This window comes from Halorubrum sp. ARQ200 (assembly GCF_005435115.1).
GTDB classification, from domain to species: domain Archaea; phylum Halobacteriota; class Halobacteria; order Halobacteriales; family Haloferacaceae; genus Halorubrum; species Halorubrum tropicale.
Genome location: NZ_SGTZ01000004.1, coordinates 174,354 through 191,394, shown reverse-complemented (window position 1 = coordinate 191,394; position 17,041 = coordinate 174,354). Strand labels below are relative to the sequence as shown.

At 71.8% G+C, this 17,041-nt stretch carries 16 protein-coding genes; 9 read left to right on the top strand and 7 right to left on the bottom strand.

Annotated elements, in window-relative coordinates; all coding sequences use genetic code 11:
* On the bottom strand, positions 1–1,269 hold the full coding sequence (locus EXE50_RS07990; protein WP_241982645.1) for an extracellular solute-binding protein: 1,269 nt from the start codon (positions 1,267–1,269) through the stop codon (positions 1–3).
* A 272-nt stretch (positions 1,270–1,541) separates the two neighbouring features.
* Between EXE50_RS07990 and EXE50_RS07985 the strand changes: the two genes are divergently transcribed.
* From EXE50_RS07985 to EXE50_RS07960, 6 genes are all read left to right on the top strand, one after another.
* Complete coding sequence (locus EXE50_RS07985; RefSeq protein ID WP_137704788.1) at positions 1,542–2,675, top strand: ABC transporter ATP-binding protein; 1,134 nt, start codon at positions 1,542–1,544, stop codon at positions 2,673–2,675.
* Positions 2,676–2,980: 305 nt separating this feature from the next.
* On the top strand, positions 2,981–5,290 hold the full coding sequence (gene mutL, locus EXE50_RS07980; RefSeq protein ID WP_137704787.1) for a DNA mismatch repair endonuclease MutL: 2,310 nt from the start codon (positions 2,981–2,983) through the stop codon (positions 5,288–5,290).
* 121 nt (positions 5,291–5,411) lie between these two features.
* The gene (locus EXE50_RS07975; protein ID WP_241982644.1) at positions 5,412–6,959 is read left to right on the top strand and encodes a methyl-accepting chemotaxis protein; all 1,548 of its coding nucleotides are present in this window, start codon (positions 5,412–5,414) and stop codon (positions 6,957–6,959) included.
* Positions 6,956–7,696 (top strand): bacteriorhodopsin, encoded by a 741-nt coding sequence (locus tag EXE50_RS07970; RefSeq protein WP_137704786.1) that lies wholly within the window; start codon positions 6,956–6,958, stop codon positions 7,694–7,696. The genes EXE50_RS07975 and EXE50_RS07970 overlap by 4 nt, the downstream gene beginning before the upstream one ends.
* 69 nt (positions 7,697–7,765) lie before the next feature.
* Positions 7,766–8,926 (top strand): 3-ketoacyl-CoA thiolase, encoded by a 1,161-nt coding sequence (locus EXE50_RS07965; RefSeq protein ID WP_053771643.1) that lies wholly within the window; start codon positions 7,766–7,768, stop codon positions 8,924–8,926.
* Positions 8,923–9,393 (top strand): hypothetical protein, encoded by a 471-nt coding sequence (locus tag EXE50_RS07960; protein WP_121599184.1) that lies wholly within the window; start codon positions 8,923–8,925, stop codon positions 9,391–9,393. The genes EXE50_RS07965 and EXE50_RS07960 overlap by 4 nt, the downstream gene beginning before the upstream one ends.
* Positions 9,394–9,420: 27 nt before the next feature.
* Here the strand turns inward: EXE50_RS07960 and EXE50_RS07955 are convergent, their stop codons facing one another.
* The 4 genes from EXE50_RS07955 to EXE50_RS07940 all read right to left on the bottom strand — a co-directional run bounded on the left by EXE50_RS07955 (position 9,421) and on the right by EXE50_RS07940 (position 13,746).
* Entirely contained in the window at positions 9,421–9,999 is a 579-nt protein-coding gene (locus tag EXE50_RS07955) for a putative phosphothreonine lyase domain-containg protein (RefSeq protein ID WP_137704785.1), read from the bottom strand.
* A gap of 68 nt (positions 10,000–10,067) precedes the next feature.
* The gene (locus EXE50_RS07950) at positions 10,068–10,838 is read right to left on the bottom strand and encodes a metallophosphoesterase (protein WP_137704784.1); all 771 of its coding nucleotides are present in this window, start codon (positions 10,836–10,838) and stop codon (positions 10,068–10,070) included.
* The gene (locus EXE50_RS07945; protein ID WP_137704783.1) at positions 10,838–12,475 is read right to left on the bottom strand and encodes a hypothetical protein; all 1,638 of its coding nucleotides are present in this window, start codon (positions 12,473–12,475) and stop codon (positions 10,838–10,840) included. The genes EXE50_RS07950 and EXE50_RS07945 overlap by 1 nt, the downstream gene beginning before the upstream one ends.
* A complete protein-coding gene (locus EXE50_RS07940; protein ID WP_137704826.1) occupies positions 12,472–13,746 on the bottom strand; it encodes a Single-stranded DNA binding protein in 1,275 nt (424 codons plus the stop codon). The genes EXE50_RS07945 and EXE50_RS07940 overlap by 4 nt, the downstream gene beginning before the upstream one ends.
* A gap of 121 nt (positions 13,747–13,867) precedes the next feature.
* Here EXE50_RS07940 and EXE50_RS07935 point away from each other — a divergent pair, with 121 nt between their 5' ends.
* Entirely contained in the window at positions 13,868–14,185 is a 318-nt protein-coding gene (locus EXE50_RS07935; protein WP_053771649.1) for a hypothetical protein, read from the top strand.
* A 42-nt stretch (positions 14,186–14,227) separates the two neighbouring features.
* Here EXE50_RS07935 and EXE50_RS07930 read toward each other — a convergent pair whose 3' ends face one another.
* Entirely contained in the window at positions 14,228–15,256 is a 1,029-nt protein-coding gene (locus EXE50_RS07930) for a glycosyltransferase family 4 protein (RefSeq protein WP_053771961.1), read from the bottom strand.
* 126 nt (positions 15,257–15,382) lie between these two features.
* Entirely contained in the window at positions 15,383–15,661 is a 279-nt protein-coding gene (locus EXE50_RS07925; protein ID WP_004596453.1) for a DNA-directed RNA polymerase subunit L, read from the bottom strand.
* A gap of 113 nt (positions 15,662–15,774) precedes the next feature.
* On the opposite strand from EXE50_RS07925, the gene EXE50_RS07920 reads away from it, so the two are divergent.
* Complete coding sequence (locus tag EXE50_RS07920) at positions 15,775–16,368, top strand: N-acetyltransferase (RefSeq protein ID WP_137704782.1); 594 nt, start codon at positions 15,775–15,777, stop codon at positions 16,366–16,368.
* Entirely contained in the window at positions 16,365–16,928 is a 564-nt protein-coding gene (locus EXE50_RS07915; RefSeq protein WP_121599190.1) for a GNAT family N-acetyltransferase, read from the top strand. The genes EXE50_RS07920 and EXE50_RS07915 overlap by 4 nt, the downstream gene beginning before the upstream one ends.
* The last annotated feature ends 113 nt before the right edge of the window (positions 16,929–17,041 follow it).

Here is a 17,041-nt window from a genome sequence, read left to right as displayed (position 1 = left end):
CTACAGCGCCTCCCGGATCTCGGAGGCTGCTTGGTCGAGCGCGGCGTCGCTGTCCTGTTCGTCGTTGAAGACGCGCTCCAACGCCTCCGTCACGGGCGTCCAGACGCTGTTCATGCTCGGGTGACTCGGCATCGGGACGCCGTAGTCGACCTGCTGGGCGAACGCCTGGACCTCCGAGGAGAGGTCGCCGTTGCCAACGACGTCGGTCAGGACGGGGATATACCCCTGTTCCGCGGCGTTGGTCTGGATGATCTCCTCGTTCGTGGTGTACCACTCGGCGAGGCCGGTCGCCGCGTCGATCGTGGACTGGTCGGCGTCGGCAAGCATCGAGCTGAAGTAGAACAGCTGGATGCCCGAGTACGAGCGCGGGTGGTTCCCGTCGACGGTCGGCAGCGTCGTGACGCCGAGGTTCTCGACCTCGCCGCTGAGGTTGCCGAGCTCCCACGGCCCGTTGATCGCGAACGGCGCGAGCCCGTCCGAGAACGCGACGATCTGTGACTCGTATCCCGGATCAGCAGGCATGTACTTGTAGAGCGTTTCGAGTGCGTCCATCCCGCGCTTACACGCGTCGCTGTCGACGCCGACCTCGAGGTTCTGCTCGTCGAAGATGTTCCCGCCGTACGCCTGAATGAACCCGCTCGCCTGATACGGGTCAACGCCCGGGAAGGAGAGCCCATACTGGCCGTTTTCGGGATCGTGGTGCTCCTCCATGACCGCAACCATCTCCTCTAACGTCTCCGGCGGCTCGTCGACCATATCGGCGTTGTAGTACAACGCGGCGGTCTCCGACGCGAACGGGAGCCCGTAGAGCCCGTCGTTGAACTGCGCCGCCTCGCGCGCCGCCTGCGTGTAGCTGTCGAGCGAGACGTCGACGTCGTCGCTCGCGTCGTAGAGGAACGGCGGGTCCTCGCGGACAGCGAAGCGGCCGACCCAGTCGTGCGCCCAGACCCACGAGTCGGGGCCGTCACCGGCCGGGATCGCGGTTTCGAGCTGCTGGTCGAGCTCGCCGCCGGGCGCCTCCTTGTTGATGGTGTTGCCCGTCTCCGACTCGTACTGGTCGATGTAGTCGGTCATCGCCTCGTCCTCGGCGTCGGAGAGGTCCGTCCACAGCCGCGCGGACCCGGTGTTTCCGCCGTCGGATCCGTCCGACTCGTCGGACCCGTCGCCGCCGTCACCGCCGTCGCCGCCGGTGCTGATACAGCCCGCGAGCCCCGCGAGCGCAGTCGTTCCCCCCATCGCCTTGAGCAGCGTTCTACGTTTCTCGTTCATGAGTCCAGAACAAATGATGAATTATATTTTCATACATTTAGTGTTTGGGGTACGTTCCGATCGATCGGGATCGATCCGCGTCGACCGAGTCGTTCGACGATCGACTCGACCGAGTCGGGAGCGCCGTTTCCGCTCGTGAGGGCTGTCTCCGCCCGATTCTGCCGGAACGACCGATCCGGACGAGGAAATGCGGATATTTGAGAAGAGATTGTTCACCATATATCAGGGAAACAGCAAAGAACTCATATGCAAGCGGACCGGTCTTCAGGGAAATGGCACGCGTCACGCTCGACACGCTCCGGAAGGAGTTCGACCGAGGAACCATCGTCGCCGTCGACGACCTGGACCTAGAGATCGACGACGGCGAGTTCGTGACCGTCGTCGGGCCGTCGGGGTGCGGGAAGACGACCACGCTCCGGATGGTCGCGGGGCTCGAAGAGCCGACCTCCGGCACCGTCAGCTTCGACGACGAGGACGTCACCGACATCCACGCGAAGGAGCGCCCGGTCGCGATGGTGTTCCAGAACTACGCGCTGTACCCCCACAAGACGGTCCGCGAGAACATGGCGTTCGGGCTCAAGATGAGCACCGATATGACGACGGAGGAGCGCCACGAGCGCGTCCGCGAGATGGCCGAGATGATGGGCATCGAGGACCTGCTCGACGACAAGCCCGACGAGCTCTCCGGCGGCCAGAAGCAGCGCGTCGCGCTCGGCCGCGCCATCGCCCGCGAGCCGGAGGTGTTCCTCTTCGACGAGCCGCTCTCGAACCTCGACGCGAAGCTCCGCACGGAGATGCGCGCGGAGATCCAGAAGCTCCAGAAGGAGTTCGGCGTCACCGCGATGTACGTCACCCACGACCAGGAGGAGGCGATGACGATGGGCGACCGCCTCGCCATCCTGAACGACGGGAAGCTCCAGCAGGTCGGCGAGCCGACCGAGGTGTACCAGAACCCGGTCAACGAGTTCGTCGCCGGCTTCATCGGCTCGCCGTCGATGAACTTCCTCGACGTCGACGTGGAAACCGACGGGACGACGGCGACGATCCGGGACGAGGCGTCCGGGTTCGCGTTCCCGCTCAGCCGCGACTACGTCGCGGGCCACGACCTCGAGAGCGGCCCGTACACCCTCGGCGTCCGCCCCGAGAACATCGGGGTCGTCGAGCGGCCGACGGGCGAGGAGACCCTCACGGCGACCGTCGAGGTCGTCGAGCCCATCGGCTCCGACAACTACGTCCACCTCGACGTGAGCGAGGACTTCCTCGCGCGGTCGCCCGCGGACGTTCAGCCCGAGGCCGGCGACGAGGTCGGCGTCACCTTCGACGAGGCGGACCTCCACCTGTTCGACCCCGAGACCGGCGAGGACGTGTTCCTGACCGAGGAGGAGATCGCGGCCGCGGTCGCTTAGGGACGGTCGATGTTCGGCGATCGCGGCGGCGTATGAACCGATCGTTCGTACTTTCTCGCCGAATCGGAGACGGACGCTGTTAGCTCCGCTGCTCGGTATGAACCCGCCGTTTCGGCAGAACACCGCCGAACCCCGGCCGCGACGACTCGATGCGCTCGGTGCGCTCCTTGACCGCCTGCCGACCGCTCGGAGGCGCGCGCCACCGCAGGTTTGTATATAGATCGAGCCGCGTCGCGGCGAGTCCTCCGTCTCGCGTCGCCGCCGACAACGGCTTGAAGTGCGCGCTCGTCGGACGGTCCGTACGCATGGAGCCGCCAGACATCGAGCGGTTGGACGAGCGGACCGTCCAGCGGATCGCGGCCGGCGAGGTCGTTGAGCGCCCCGCGAGCGTCGTGAAGGAGCTGGTCGAGAACAGCCTCGACGCGGGCGCGAGCCGCGTGGCGGTGTCGGTCGAGTCCGGCGGGACGGAGGGGATCCGCGTCCGCGACGACGGCGTGGGGATTCCCGAAGACCAGCTGGAGGCGGCCGTCGCGGAGCACGCCACCTCGAAGATCGGCGATATCGAGGACCTCGACCGCGGCGTCGGCACCCTCGGCTTCCGCGGCGAGGCCCTGTACACCGTCGGCGCCGTCTCCCGGCTGACGGTGCGGTCGCGCCCCCCGGACGCCGAGGCCGGCGCGGAGATCACCGTCGAGGGCGGCGACGTGGGCGAGGTCCGGCCGGCCGGCTGCCCCGCGGGCACGACCGTCGAGGTCGACGACCTCTTCTTCAACACGCCCGCCCGCGAGAAGTTCCTCAAGCGGACGGCGACGGAGTTCGACCACGTGAACACGGTCGTGACGAGCTACGCGCTCGCGAACCCCGACGTGGCGGTCTCCTTAGAACACGACGGGCGGGAGACGTTCGCGACCGAGGGGAACGGCGACCTCCGGTCGGCCGTCCTCGCGGTCTACGGCCGCGAGGTCGCCGAGTCGATGATCGACGTGGACTGGACGCCCGAGGCGGGAGAAGCGGGCGGTACGGCCGACACCGACGACGCCCCGGTCGAGCGCGTGACGGGACTCGTCTCGCACCCCGAGACGGCGCGCTCGACGCGCGACTACCTCTCGACGTACGTCAACGGGCGGTACGTCACCGCGAGCGCGCTCCGGGAGGCGACCCTCGACGCCTACGGCGGCCAGCTGGCGCCCGACCGCTACCCGTTCGCGGTCCTCTTCGTCGAGGTCCCGGCCGGCGACGTGGACGTGAACGTCCACCCCCGAAAGCTGGAGGTCCGGTTCGACGAGGAGCCGGCGGTCCGCTCGGCGGTCGAGACGGCCGTCGAGGACGCCCTCCTCGACCACGGGCTGATCCGCTCGACGGCGCCCCGCGGGCAGTCGGCGCCCGACGAGACCGCGGTCGCCCCGGAGACGCCCGACATCGAGGCCGTCGGCGGCGCGGACACCGACCACGAGCGCGCCGCGCGCGAGGGGCGCGAGCCTGCGGCCGAGTCCGCGGCGTCGGGCGACCCGGCGGAGGCCGGAGGCGGCTCGGAGGACGCTCGCGACGACTCGTCGGCGCCGACAGAGCTGGACCCTGCGGACGACGCGGCGTGGTCGGTCGACGGGCTGGGCGGCGAGGGCGCGTCGACGGACGGATCGGCCGGCGAACAGGCGGATCCCGGGCGCACCGACGCGGGCGGCGACGCGCGCCCGTCCCCGCGGGACTGGCAGTCGGACCCCGCGGACCGCGACGACGAGTCGACGACGGAGACCGACGAGGTCGCGGGGGCGACCGGTGACGCCGCGGAGACGCTGACCGACGCGGCCGACCGGGGCCCCGATTCGCCGGACGGCGGGTCGCCGACCGGCGCCCGCTCGGTCGGCGACAGACCCGACCGCGGCGCGGCGGCGGCCGGTGAGGAGGACCGAACCCCCGCGGAAGAGTCGTCGCGGGCGCGCCCCGCGACGCGGCAGCGGACCCTCGGCGGCGAGGGGACCGAGCGCGAGCGCGAGTTCGACTCGCTGCCCTCGCTGCGGGTGCTGGGACAGCTCCACGAGACGTACGTCGTCGCCGAGGCGCCGGACGGGCTCGTGCTGATCGACCAGCACGCGGCCGACGAGCGGGTGAACTACGAGCGGCTGAAGGCGGCGTTCGCGGACGGCGCGGACGCGCAGGCGCTCGCGGAGCCGGTCCGCATCGAGCTGACGGCGCGCGAGGCGGCGCTGTTCGAGGAGTTCGTCGACGACCTCGCGGGGATCGGGTTCCGGGCCGAGCGCGCGGGCGACCGCGAGGTCGCGGTGACGGCGGTCCCGGCCGTCTTCGACGCCGCGCTCGACCCCGACCTCCTGCGGGACGCGCTGTCCGCGCTGGTCGACGACGCGGCCGCGGGCGACGAGCCGGTCGCCGACGCGGTCGACGAGCTGCTCGCCGACCTCGCCTGTTACCCCTCGGTGACGGGGAACACCTCGCTCACCGAGGGGCGCGTCGTCGACCTCCTCGACCGGCTCGACGCCTGCGAGAACCCCTACGCCTGCCCGCACGGGCGCCCGGTCGTGATCCGGCTCGACCGCGAGGAGATCGGGTCGCGCTTCGAGCGCGACTACCCGGGCCACGGCGGGCGACGCGCGGAGTAGCGTCCGCCGAGAGCGCGCCCGGCGACACGGGGACGCGGATTCAGGCCCGCCGCCGATTTCGAATATCACGTATGATAGCAGCGGGCCGCCGTTTAACACGTTGGTTCGCCTGTTAGATCGTATGCCGATCGCAGCGGTGAAAGACAGCTACGGGGCGAAACTGGGGGTCGGGTACGTCGCGACGGGGGCGTTCATCGTCTCAGTCGGCGTGGTCACGAACGACGCGAACGCGACGGTCGTCGCGGCGGTCGCCGGACTGCTGACGCTGGGGTCGATCAACGCGGCCGAGACGATCGCCAGCGTCACGGAGATCGGCGCGCAGACGCGACGCGTCGCGAACGGCGACATCGACCGGGAGGTCCGGTCCACGCGGACCGACGAGTTCGGCGAACTGGCGGGCTCCATCGAGGAGATGCGGGTCTCGCTGAAGGACCGCCTCGCGGAGATGGAGCGGACGCAGGACGAGCTCGAGGGCGCGCGGGCGGAGGCGACGGAGATGGCCGAACGGTATCGCCGGACGGCCGACCGCTACGCCGAGGTGATGGAGGAGGCGGCGACCGGCGACCTCACGCGCCGGGTCGACGTCGACGCGAGCGACGAGAGCCTCGCGACCGTCGGGGAGTCGTTCAACCAGATGATGGACGACCTCCAGGCGACCGTGGAGACGGTCCGGGAGATGGCCGATCGGATCGAGGCCGACGCCGGCGAGATGGCGGAGATGAGCAACGAGGTTGAACAGCGCGTCGCCAGCGCGACCGAGAGCGCGACGACGATCCGGGGACAGGCGAGCGACCAGCGCGCGGAGCTGGAGTCGATCGCCGCCGACGTCGAGAACATCAGCGCCTCGGCCGAGGAGATCGCGGCGACCGTCGACGACCTGTCGGACCGGAGCGAGGCGGTCGCCGCGACGAGCGACGACGCGCGCAGCTCCTCCCAGAGCGCGCTCGACGAGATGGCCGAGGTCGAGTCGGAGGCCGAACGCGCCGTCGACCGGGTCGAGCGGCTCCAGGAGGGGATGGACGAGATCACCGAGATCGTCGACATCATCGGCGAGATCGCCGAGCAGACCGACATGCTCGCGCTGAACGCCTCGATCGAGGCGGCCCGCGCGGACGGCTCGGGCGACGGGTTCAGCGTGGTCGCCGAGGAGGTGAAGGGGCTCGCCGAGGAGACGCAGTCGCGCGCGAACGAGATCGACGAGATGATAGACGAGATCGCGGACCAGACCGAGGAGGTGACGGTGTCGATCCGCTCGACGCAGGAACGCGTCCAGACCGGGACGGACACGGTGGAGTCGACGCTCTCCGACATCGAGTCGATCGCCGACTCAGTCGACGAGATCAGCGGGTCGCTCGGGGAGATCCGCCGGACGACGGCTGACCAGGCGGACACGGTACAGGACACCGCGGAGTCCGTCGACGAGATCACGGAGCTCAGCACGGAGACCGCTGAGACGGCAGAGGAGACGGCGGCGGAGATACAGGAGGGACAGTCGGTCGTCGAGGACGTGTCCGACTCGCTGCGCGAGTTCCAGACCGACGCCGTGACGACGCTCCAGGACCGCGTCGCGGCCTTCACCGTCGAGGGGAGCGACGCCGGGACCGGCGGCCCGGCCGCCGAGGGCGGTGCCGGCCGCTCGCGGGCGACGACCGACGGGGGTGCGCGATGACCGGTCCCGTCACCGCCGCGTACTGGATCGCGGCCGTCGGCTTCCTCGTCGGGCTGGGGATCACCGCGGCGCTGTACGCGAAGCTCAACGGGTCGGAGCACCGCGGCCGACTGGCGGCGCTGGCGGCGATCCCCGGGTTCGCCGGGCTCGCGTACGTCGGGATGGCGCTCGGAATCGGGACCGTGACGGTGAACGGGAACGAGCTGGTCGGGCTCCGATACGTCGACTGGATCGTCACCACGCCGCTGCTCGTCGGGTTCATCGGCTACGTCGCCGGCGCGTCGCGCCGCGCAATCGCGGGCGTGATGGTCGCCGACGCGCTGATGATCGCGTTCGGCGCCGGTGCGGTCGTCGCCGACGGGACGCTCAGGTGGGTGCTGTTCGGCGTCTCGGCGCTGTTCCACGTCACGCTGTTCGCGTATCTGTACCTGATATTCCCGCGGTCGGTCCCCGACGACCCGATGCAGCGGGGGCTGTTCAGCCTGCTGAAGAATCACGTCGGGCTGCTGTGGCTCGCGTACCCGTTCGTCTGGCTGATGGGCCCGTCGGGGATCGGATTCACCGGCGCGGTCGGCGCCGCGCTGACGTACGCCTTCCTCGACGTGCTGGCGAAGGTGCCGTACGTCTACTTCTTCTACGCGCGGCGGCAGGCGTTCACCGACGTGGTGTCCGCGGCGGCCGCGGAGCGCGAGGCGGCCGCCGCGGTCGGCGACGACGCCCCGACCGCCGCCGACTGAGTCGGGCCGGGGGCGATCCCGGCGACCGCAGAGAGGTACGTTTTAGGCGACTGCGACGGACCCGGCGGTATGGAACGCGTAGCGATCGTCGGCGCGTCGATGACCCCGTTCGGGCAGCGCGACGCCTGGGTGCGGGAGCTGCTGGCGGAGGCGGGCGCGGCCGCGCTCGACGACGCCGGCGTCGACGGCGACGACCTCGATCACCTGTACGTCTCGAACATGGCCAGCGGCGAGTTCGAGGGGCAGACCGGCGTCCCGAACGCGCTGGCCCACGATCTGGCGGCCCAGCCGGCCTATACCGCGCGGATCGACCAGACCTCCTCGTCGGGCGGGGCGGGCGTGTACGCCGCGTGGCAGTCGGTCGCGTCCGGCGCGAGCGACCTCACCATGCTGGTCGGCGGCGAGAAGATGACCCACCGGACGACCGCGGAGGCGACCGACGTGATCGCGTCGCTCACCCACCCGGTCGAGTACAAACACGGCGTGACGCTCCCCTCGTTCGCGGGGCTCACCGCGCGGCTCTATCTCGACGAGTACGACGCGCCACGCGAGAGCCTCGGGAAGGTCGCGGTGAAGAATCACAGGAACGGGGTCGACAACCCGCACGCGCAGTTTCGGAAGGAGGTCGACCTCGACACCGTCCTCGACTCGCCGGTCGTCGCCGATCCCCTCCGGCTGTACGACTTCTGCCCGATCACGGACGGCTCGGCGGCACTCGTGTTCTGCCCCGAGTCCGTCGCTGAGGAGTACGCGCCCGACGGGAGCTACGCCGTGATCAGCGGGATCGGCGGCGCGACCGACACCCACGTCGTCCACGAGCGCGCGGACCCGACGACGATGGGCGGGGTCGCGGACTCCTCGGACATCGCCTACGAGATGGCCGGCATCGGTCCGGACGACGTCGACGTGGCGGAGCTCCACGACATGTTCACCATCCTGGAGTTCCTCCAGAGCGAGGACCTCGGCTTCTTCGAGAAGGGCGAGGGGTGGAAGGCGGTCGAGGAGGGCGTCACCGACCGCGACGGCGACCTGCCGATCAACACCTCGGGCGGCCTCAAGTCGAAGGGCCATCCGCTCGGGGCGAGCGGCGTCGCGCAGGTGTACGAGATATTCAAGCAGGTGACGGGCGACGCCGGCCCGCGACAGGTCGAGGCCGACACGGGCCTCGCCTGCAACGTCGGCGGGTTCGGGAACTGCGTGACCACCACTATCCTGGAGGGAAGCCAATGAGCGACAACGAGACGACCGACGGCGAAGACGGGGCAGCGCCCGGCGAGGAACCGACCTTCGAGGCGGCGGAGTACGCGGACGGGACGGTCACCTACCCGCCCCACACCGTGAGCCCGGACGGCGCCGAGCGCGTCGGGACGGTCGACCTCCGCGAGTACGAGGGCCGGGTCGTCACGTGGACGACCTCGACCGCGACGCCGCCGGGGGTCCGCGAGCCGAACACCCTCGCCATCGTCGAGTTCGAGATGGGCGACGACTACGACGGGCCGCCGGTCCGCGCGCTCGGACAGGTGGCCGAGCGGGGCGACTCGGAAGCGGGCGACGACGGAGACGGCGGGCAGTTCGACGTCGCCATCGGCGACCGCGTCGAGCCCGTCCACGCCGGCGAACTGCGCGAGCCGGGCGCCGGCATCCGCGAGCCGGAGAGCCAGGACTGGGACGGGTTCCGGTTCCGCCCCGTCGAGTAGTTCGAGAGCGCCCCGCGGCCGGGGGCCTCAGGCCCGGAACCGCGACGCGGCGGAATCGGTGAGCGCACCGAGCCGGTCCTCGTGAACCCCGTCGAGCGTGTAGACGTCGGGGCGGTACCTGATCTCCTCGGTCACGCCGTGGACCTCCCTGAGCCGACGCCGCACCCGGTCGACGTCCGCCCGGTCGAAGTAGTTCGGCGTGAACACCAGCACCGCGTGGGCCGTCTCGCCGAAGGCCTCGCGGCCGGCGCGGGTCGTGACCTTCGCGTCCCAGAACCGCCCGGCCGCGACGTCCTCGACCACGCCCTCCCAGAGGTCGTCGACCGCCGCCGCGGAGCGCTCGACGAGCCACTTCCCGCTCAGGTACGTCGTCTCCAGCGCGAGGCGGTCGGCGTCGCGGACTGTCTCGGGGGCGACCGGGAGCGCGTCCGCCCGCGATCGGTCGATCTCCGGTAGGTCCGCCTCGGTCGTCGCCGCCGGGCGCGTCACGTCGTGGGTCGGGAAGTAGGCGTCGCGGGCCTGTCGCGGGAACCCGGTCACGTGCTTCACGCGGAGCCAGTGCCACCCGGCCTCGTCGATCGCGGTCGGCGACCGGTCGGTGACCATGGCGTCGGTTCGTCGCCGCGGGTGAAAACGGTCTCGTCCGTCGCGACGCGGACGTTGGCTCGCGGCGCTCAGACCCGTCGGTAGTCGCCGAGCCGCGTCCCGTCGAGCAGGTAGGCGTCGGCGGCGGGCAGCGCCGCGGGGAGGTACGGCGCGAGGAACGACTGGCCCTCGACGTTCACCCACGTCCCGCCCGAGCGTTCGTTGAACGCGGGGAAGACGACGAGTTCGGGTGCGTCGGCCGCGCGGTCACTCTCGTCGCCCGACTCGGTGAACGCCGCGGAATCGAGCTCCCCGCGGAGCCACGCGCGCTCGACGCGCGAGCCGCCGACCGCGTCCTCCAGCCGCACCTGCGGGTGTTCGTGGCCGGTACACACGACGTCGGCGTCGAGGAGCCCCGGGTCCGGCCAGGTGTGGCCGTGACAGACGCCGACGGCTCCCGGGGAGTCGCCGATCAGCCCGCCCTCGGGACCTATCACGTCGAGGTCGTCGGCGAACGCCTCCGCGACGCCCGCGTCGTGGTTCCCCTCGACGAGCGTCATCGGGACGCGGTCCGTGACGGCGCGGACCAGCGTCTCCAGTTCCTCGCGCTCGTCGCCGTCCGGCGCGCCGATTCGGTGCGCGAGGTCGCCGAGGACCACGAGCCGGTCGGCGTCGGTCTCGGCGATCAGGTCGCAGAGGCGCTCGCGGCGCTCGCCGGTGCGGGAGTCCAGTTCGACGCCGCGCTCGTAGCGCAGGCCGACCTCGATGCCGGCGTGAACGTCGGCGACGAGCACCGCGCGCTCGCCGTCGAGGTCGGCCACGGCGGCCGGCTCGCCGACGACCGGCTCCACCCGCGCCATCAGATCGGCTTGAGCAGCCCGTCGCCGGGCTCGTAACACTGCCCGCTCATCAGCGCGTCCTGGATGGCGTCCTCGACCGCGCCGGGATCGACGCCGTGGTCGTCGGCGACGCGCTCGACGACCGCCTCGCGGGGCGCGCCGTCGCCGTCGTCGAGGTCGCCCATCGCCGCGACCGCGGCGGCTTCGAGGTCGACGTCCTCGGCGGCCTCGGTCGCGTCGGACTCGTCGTCTTCGGTCGGTTCGGCGGCCTCGGTCGCCGGGTCGGCCGGCTCGCTCTCCTCGGTCGCGGCGCCGGACGCCTCGTCCGCGGCCGCCGCGGGGTCGTCGACCGGCTCCTCGGCGAGGTCCTCGGGGTCCGGCACGTCGATGTCGGCCTCGCCCGGGTCGTCGACCTCGGTGCCGGTCGAGAAGTCGGTGCCGAACTCGGACTCGATCTCCTCGCGCTCCTCGTCGTCGAGCTGGTACATGTCGTCGGCGTCGGCGTCCGGGTCGATGTCCGCGGTCGCGTCCGCCTCGCTCCCGTCGTCGAACGTCGCGTCCGCGTCGCCGCCGGCGTCGAAGTCGCCGAGCCCGCCGTCGTCGGCTGCCGCCTCGGTTGAGTCGCCAGTGTCGCCGAGCGATTCGGGTTCGGCGGTCGGAGCGGACGCCGGTTCGGCCGTGTCGTCCGTCTGTGACCCGGCGTCGTCGGTCGACGCCTCGGTCGAGTCGCCGAGCGACGAGTCGGTCTCGGGGGACGACGAGTCGTCGTCGACGGTTGCCCCGGAGTCGGCGGCCGAGTCCGACTCAGCGGCCGAGTCCGACTCCGCGGCCGGATCGGCGTCGCTCGCGGCGGGAGACGGTTCCGCCTCGGAGGCGCCGGCCTCGCTCGGGGTTCGGTCGGCCTCGGTCGTCGCCGCCGGCTCGACGACCGTCACGTCGGTCTCCGGGAGCGGACCGAGCGCGGTCTCGCCGCCCTCGTCGGGGTCGAGGTCGAGGGCGCGGACCTCGTCGCGGTCGCCCGCGATCATCTCCAGGGCGTCGACCGCGAGGCGGCGGACCGCCTCGGCGTAGGCCGCGGTGGTGCCGTAGTGGTCGAGCGCCTTCGGGATCCCCGCGGCCAGGGGGGCGGGGGCGCCGCCCGCCTCCAGCGCCGCGCGGAGGTCGTCGCCCCGGAGGTCGGAGTCGAGCGCCCGCGCGAACACCGCGAGGCGGTCGAGCGTCGCCTCCGCGGCGGAGACGACCCAGCGGTCGCGGGTGTCGGCGTCGACCTCGTTGAGGCTCTCCGGGCGGACGGAGGTGAACACGCGGTCGGAGTCCTCGGGCTCGAAGGTGCGCGCCTTGCCCGTGAGCGCGACGAACGCCGGCGGGTCGGCGCGCTCTAAGAAGGTCTGCGCCTCCGGCTGGTACTGGCCCGCGTAGGTGACGAACGCGCCGGAGGGGTCGACGACGCGGCCGCGCCGCGTCTCGTCGTTGACGCGCTCGACCTCGGTGAGCACGCCGGCGGTGAACAGGCGGTTCACCCGCGCGCCGGTCGGGGTGACGACGTAGTTCGGGGCGCGCTCCTCGTCGCTCTCGGAGTACGACAGCGAGGCGTCGTCGAACTCGGCGGCGAACACCCTGTAGGCGACCTCGCGCGTGCCGGGCCCGTCGTCGCTCATTCGCCCACCTCCGCGAGCGCGGCGCGGGCGTGCTCGGCGGGGTCGTCGGCGGCGAGCGCGAACTCGGTCGCGTCGAGGGTGGCGCCGTAGTCGTCGACCGAGAGGTTCCCGCGGACGCGGTAGGCGCGCCCCACGAGCGCGTCGGCGATGTCGTCGGCGACGACCTGCTTGTCCATCGCGTCTTTCGCGGCGGTGAGGGCGTCGTCGAGCCCGCCGCCGTACACCTCCGCGGTGAGCTCGTCGTCGAGGACGACGGTGACGGTGTCCGTGCCGTCGTCGAGGATGGCCTTCACGCGCAGGTCGTCCTCGCCGTCCACGTCGCCGTGGCTCCGGCACTGGCCGTTCTGGACGACGCGGCCGCACTCCGGACAGCGTTCGATGAGTCCGGAGCCGTCCCGGACCTCCAAGACGTTCCCGACGACCTCGACGTCGAACATCCCGCCGGAGCCGACCGCGTCGGCGACCGAGAGGCGGGGGGCGTCCTCGGCGACCTCGACCGGGTCGGGGAGCGGGGTGACCGTCGAGAACTCCGTGAGGTTGATCGAGGGGACGCCGCGGAACTCCCGGACGTACACGTCCTCGATCCGGAGGTCCGCGCCGACCGCGATCTCGGATCGGGGCTGCCAGTCGGTGAAGGGGAGCTTCGCCGTCTCGTCGCCGACGACGCCCTCCAGGATCTCCGTCTCGCCGTCGCGGCCGGAGATTGTCTTCTCGTCGACCTCCAGCACCCGGACCTCGACGTTGCGGCCGCGGTCGCCGGCCGCGATGTCGACGAGGCTCCGGTCGCCGCCGACCTCGCGGTCGACCTCGACGGGCTCGTCGGCGATGGCGACCGTCGTCGAGTCGTTGAGGTTGAGCTCCGGCGCCCCCTCCCACTCGCGGACGCCGGCGTTGCCGATCGTCAGCGAGTCGCCCGGCTCGAAGCCGAAGTCCTGCCACGCGGTGTAGGAGATGACGCCGGTCTCGTCGGCGACCTCCCCCTCCCGGATCGTGAGGTCGTCGCCCTGGTATCGGATGGTGCGCGTCCCCTGCGTCAGCACGCGGACGGTGACCGTCACGCCGTCGTTCTCGGTGGTGATCTCGCCCACGTCGACGGCGTCCGGGGTCGGCGACGACCCGCCGCCGCCCCCGCCGTGCTTCCGGCGGACGCTCTGTTTCGCCTCGTCGATGGGGACGCTGTACTCCAGTAGGTTCTGTAGGTCGGCTTTGACCTCCTCTTTGTCGACGCCGAGGTCGGAGGCGAGCTCCTCGGCATGGCTGTTGACGTCCATCGAAGCGAGGTTCGGCGCGGCCGCACAAAAGGATTCACCACCGTTCGAGCCGGCCGCGGGCGGGAGCGCGGCGCCCGCGACGGCCGGTAGGGCTAAACCGTCCCCGTCCGCATCGTGGGGCATGGACGAGATCGACGTCGACGCGCGGATAACCGACGACCGCACCGTCATCGACGTGACGGGCACGAGGGACGTCGCCGTCGTCGTGCGGTCGGCGAACGGCGAGCGGATCTACCTCCCGCCCGAGGGGTTCGACGACCCGGTCGGCGGGTCGCCGTACACCTCGCCGTATCAGGGCGCCGGCGCCGGCGGCGAGGAGAGCCCGTACGGCGGGACGACCGGCAGCACGCGCGGCGTGATGGAGACCGCGGACGGCTTCCGGGTCACGCACCCGCAGCCGGTGACGGAGTTCGACGTGTATCGGGGCGACGAGAGCTGAGCCCGCCGCGGGCGGCGGACGGGCGGGGACTAGACCGGGGGTTCAGGCGACGTCCTCGTACACGGCGAGCGTGTCCTCGGCCACGTCCAGCCACTCGCGGCGCTCGTACTCCGGCGGCTCCTCGCGGTCGAGCGCCTCGATGAGCCCGTGGACGATCGACTCCGAGTCCGTCGCGACCTCGACGAGGCAGCCGTCGGGGAGCACCTCCGCGACGCCGGACGGGGTCGCGACGACCTGCGTCCCGGCCTCCAGCGCCTCCGTGATCGTGATCCCGAACGGCTCCGCGTACGACGGCGAGACGAACGCGTCCGAGGCGGCGTAGTAGTCGCCGAGCTCCGCCTCGGGGACGTAGCCGACGAACTCGACGCGGTCCTCGATACCGAGCAGCTCCGCGAACCGCTTGAGCTGGTCGGTCTGGTGGCCGGATCCGCCGACGACGAGCGTCGCGTCGCGGCCGCGCAGCTTCTTGACCGCGTACAGGAGGTGGGAGATCCCCTTCTGGTCGGTGTGGCGCCCGACGAAGAACAGCATCTCGCCGTCGATGCCGAGGTCCTCGCGCACGTCCTTCCCGGAGAACGTCGGCGTCGAGAAGCCGTTGTACACGACCCGCGAGTCGGCGTCGTACAGCTCCCGGATGTCCGAGCGGACGATCTCGCTGACCGCGATGTTCGTGTCGGCGGCGTTCGCGAGGCGGCGCTCGGTCTCGACCTCGCGGCTCGGCGGGTCGATGTTGCGGTCGCTCGCCAGCGAGTGGAACGAGGAGACCCAGGTGGCGTCGGACGCGCGGGCGGCGGCGCGGCCGGGACCGTACCCGAACCAGTCGTGCGTGTGGACCACGTCGTGGTCGGGCGCGAGCTCGGCGAAGCGGTCGGAGAGCTCACCGACGCGCGCCGCGACGTCGCCCTCGCCGGTCTCGACGGGTTCGAGTCCCGGCTCGTCGTCGGGGGCGAACTCCGCGGGCAACACCAGGGTGACCTCGACCCCGAGGTCGTCGCGGAGCCCGGTGAACAGTTCCCCCACGTGGACGTCGAGCCCGCCGGTGATGTTCGGCGGGAACCCCCACCCCAGCATGAGTACGCTCGGCGGCATACACCCCCGTTTCTGGAGTCACCACTTAGGTATGCCCCTCGTGGCGTGGGAGAACGGAGAGACAGAGGGCGGGGAAAGGAGTCGGCGGGAGACGCTGTCGGACCGCGTTCAGGCCGCGCGGACCGCGTCGCGCAGCGCGTCGGTGCGCTCGGTGATCGAGCCGGCGGCGTCCGCGAGCACGTCGAGCGGGTCGCCCTCCTCGGCCTTGACCGTGAGGACGGGCTCGGTCTGCCCCCCGGACTGCTCGGGGTTCATGTCGTAGGTCGCGGCCGCGACGTCGTCCGACTCCAGCAGGGCGCCCTTCAGGACGTTCATGAACGTGTGGTCCTCGCCCGCGATCTCGATGTGGAGTTCCGTGTCGGTCTTCTCGATGACCCGCAGTTCCATGTCCGAGAGGTCGGGCGAGCGGCGTTTCAAGCTTTCGTCTCCCGAATATCGGCGGATGCGGACGGATCGCACGCGACCCGAAAGCGTATGCCGCCGGCTCCGGTGGCCGCCGTATGGAGATTCGACGCCTGCCGGCCACGGCGGCCGCCGCGGAGCGGTACGCGGCGGAGCTGTGGCTCCCCTACCACCGCGACCTCGCGGCCGCGGCGGACGGGCACGCGCTCGCCGACCGCCCCGACGAGGAGCTGATCGCCGCCGAGGCCGCGTTCCGGCTCCGCCTGCTCCGCGAGAACGCCGACCGTCGCCTGTGGGTGGTCGCGGTCGATCCGGAAGTCGCTCCGGGCGACGTCGGTTCCGGGGCGCTCGATCCCGAGGCGCTCGACCCCGAGGAGCCCGCGCCGGTCGGCGTTCCCGATCCCGACCGAGACCTCGTGGCGTTCGCCTCGACGAGCGCCGACGAGTGTCCAGAGGTGTTCGACCGGCCGGACCGGCTCGTGGTCGGCGACATCTACGTGGACGAGTCCTACCGCGGGACCGGGTTGGCGGAGCGGTTGATGGAGCGAGCAGGGGTAGACGCGCGCGAGCAGGACTGCGGCGAGCTCCGGCTCGACGTCGACGCCGGCAACGCGCGGGCGGCCGCGTTCTACGAGAAGGTCGGCTTCGAGCCGCACCGCCGACAGCTGACGCGCGAGGTGTCCGGGCCGTGACCGCGACGGTCCGGCGGCTCCGCGCGTCCGACGTCCGCCCGCTCGTGACGGGGCTGTGGCTCCCCTTCGCCCGGGAGATGGCGGCCCTCGCCGACCGGAACGCGCTCGCCGACGACGTGGACCTCGTCGCGGCGGGCGTCGGGCACCGCCGGGACCGGCTCGATGACGAGGCCGTCTGTACGTGGGTCGCCGTGGACGACGAGTCGGGCGCCGAGGACGACGAGTCGGGGGACACCGACGCGGAAGCGGCGGCCGCCGACCGCGCGGTCGCCGACGGCCGTCTCGTCGGGTACGCCGCGGCCGAGGTCGAGTCCTCGGCGCCGGTGTTCGCCGCCGGCGACCGCCTCCACGTGACCGAGCTGTACGTCCGGCCGCCGCGCCGCGGCGAGGGGCTCGGGCGCCGGCTGCTCGACCGCGTCCGGACGGCGGCCGCCGAGCGCGGCTGCGAACACGTCACGCTCGACGTGGACGCCGAGAACCGCGACGCCCGCGAATTCTACGAGGCGGTCGGCTTCGAGCCGGCTCGGCTTCGCATGGCGACCGCCCCCGACGCGGAGTGAGGACCGCTCCGACGCGGGGCGGAACGGTCGCGCACGGTGCGCCGGGCGGCGAGAAGCGGGCGCGCACGAGTCGGGAACCGCCGACGGAACGGGCGGCGCGGCCGCTGGGCGGG

Excerpts from the sequence above, each read along its gene's own strand:
- EXE50_RS07970 (WP_137704786.1), top strand. The coding sequence starts at position 6,956 with ATGACCGGTCCCGTCACCGCCGCGTACTGGATCGCGGCCGTCGGCTTC.
- EXE50_RS07945 (WP_137704783.1), bottom strand. The coding sequence starts at position 12,475 with ATGAGCGACGACGGGCCCGGCACGCGCGAGGTCGCCTACAGGGTGTTC.
- EXE50_RS07935 (WP_053771649.1), top strand. The coding sequence starts at position 13,868 with ATGGACGAGATCGACGTCGACGCGCGGATAACCGACGACCGCACCGTC.
- mutL (WP_137704787.1), top strand. The coding sequence starts at position 2,981 with ATGGAGCCGCCAGACATCGAGCGGTTGGACGAGCGGACCGTCCAGCGG.
- EXE50_RS07975 (WP_241982644.1), top strand. The coding sequence starts at position 5,412 with ATGCCGATCGCAGCGGTGAAAGACAGCTACGGGGCGAAACTGGGGGTC.
- EXE50_RS07990 (WP_241982645.1), bottom strand. The coding sequence starts at position 1,269 with ATGAACGAGAAACGTAGAACGCTGCTCAAGGCGATGGGGGGAACGACT.
- EXE50_RS07950 (WP_137704784.1), bottom strand. The coding sequence starts at position 10,838 with ATGGCGCGGGTGGAGCCGGTCGTCGGCGAGCCGGCCGCCGTGGCCGAC.
- EXE50_RS07940 (WP_137704826.1), bottom strand. The coding sequence starts at position 13,746 with ATGGACGTCAACAGCCATGCCGAGGAGCTCGCCTCCGACCTCGGCGTC.
- EXE50_RS07925 (WP_004596453.1), bottom strand. The coding sequence starts at position 15,661 with ATGGAACTGCGGGTCATCGAGAAGACCGACACGGAACTCCACATCGAG.
- EXE50_RS07955 (WP_137704785.1), bottom strand. The coding sequence starts at position 9,999 with ATGGTCACCGACCGGTCGCCGACCGCGATCGACGAGGCCGGGTGGCAC.
- EXE50_RS07920 (WP_137704782.1), top strand. The coding sequence starts at position 15,775 with ATGGAGATTCGACGCCTGCCGGCCACGGCGGCCGCCGCGGAGCGGTAC.
- EXE50_RS07965 (WP_053771643.1), top strand. The coding sequence starts at position 7,766 with ATGGAACGCGTAGCGATCGTCGGCGCGTCGATGACCCCGTTCGGGCAG.
- EXE50_RS07960 (WP_121599184.1), top strand. The coding sequence starts at position 8,923 with ATGAGCGACAACGAGACGACCGACGGCGAAGACGGGGCAGCGCCCGGC.
- EXE50_RS07930 (WP_053771961.1), bottom strand. The coding sequence starts at position 15,256 with ATGCTGGGGTGGGGGTTCCCGCCGAACATCACCGGCGGGCTCGACGTC.
- EXE50_RS07985 (WP_137704788.1), top strand. The coding sequence starts at position 1,542 with ATGGCACGCGTCACGCTCGACACGCTCCGGAAGGAGTTCGACCGAGGA.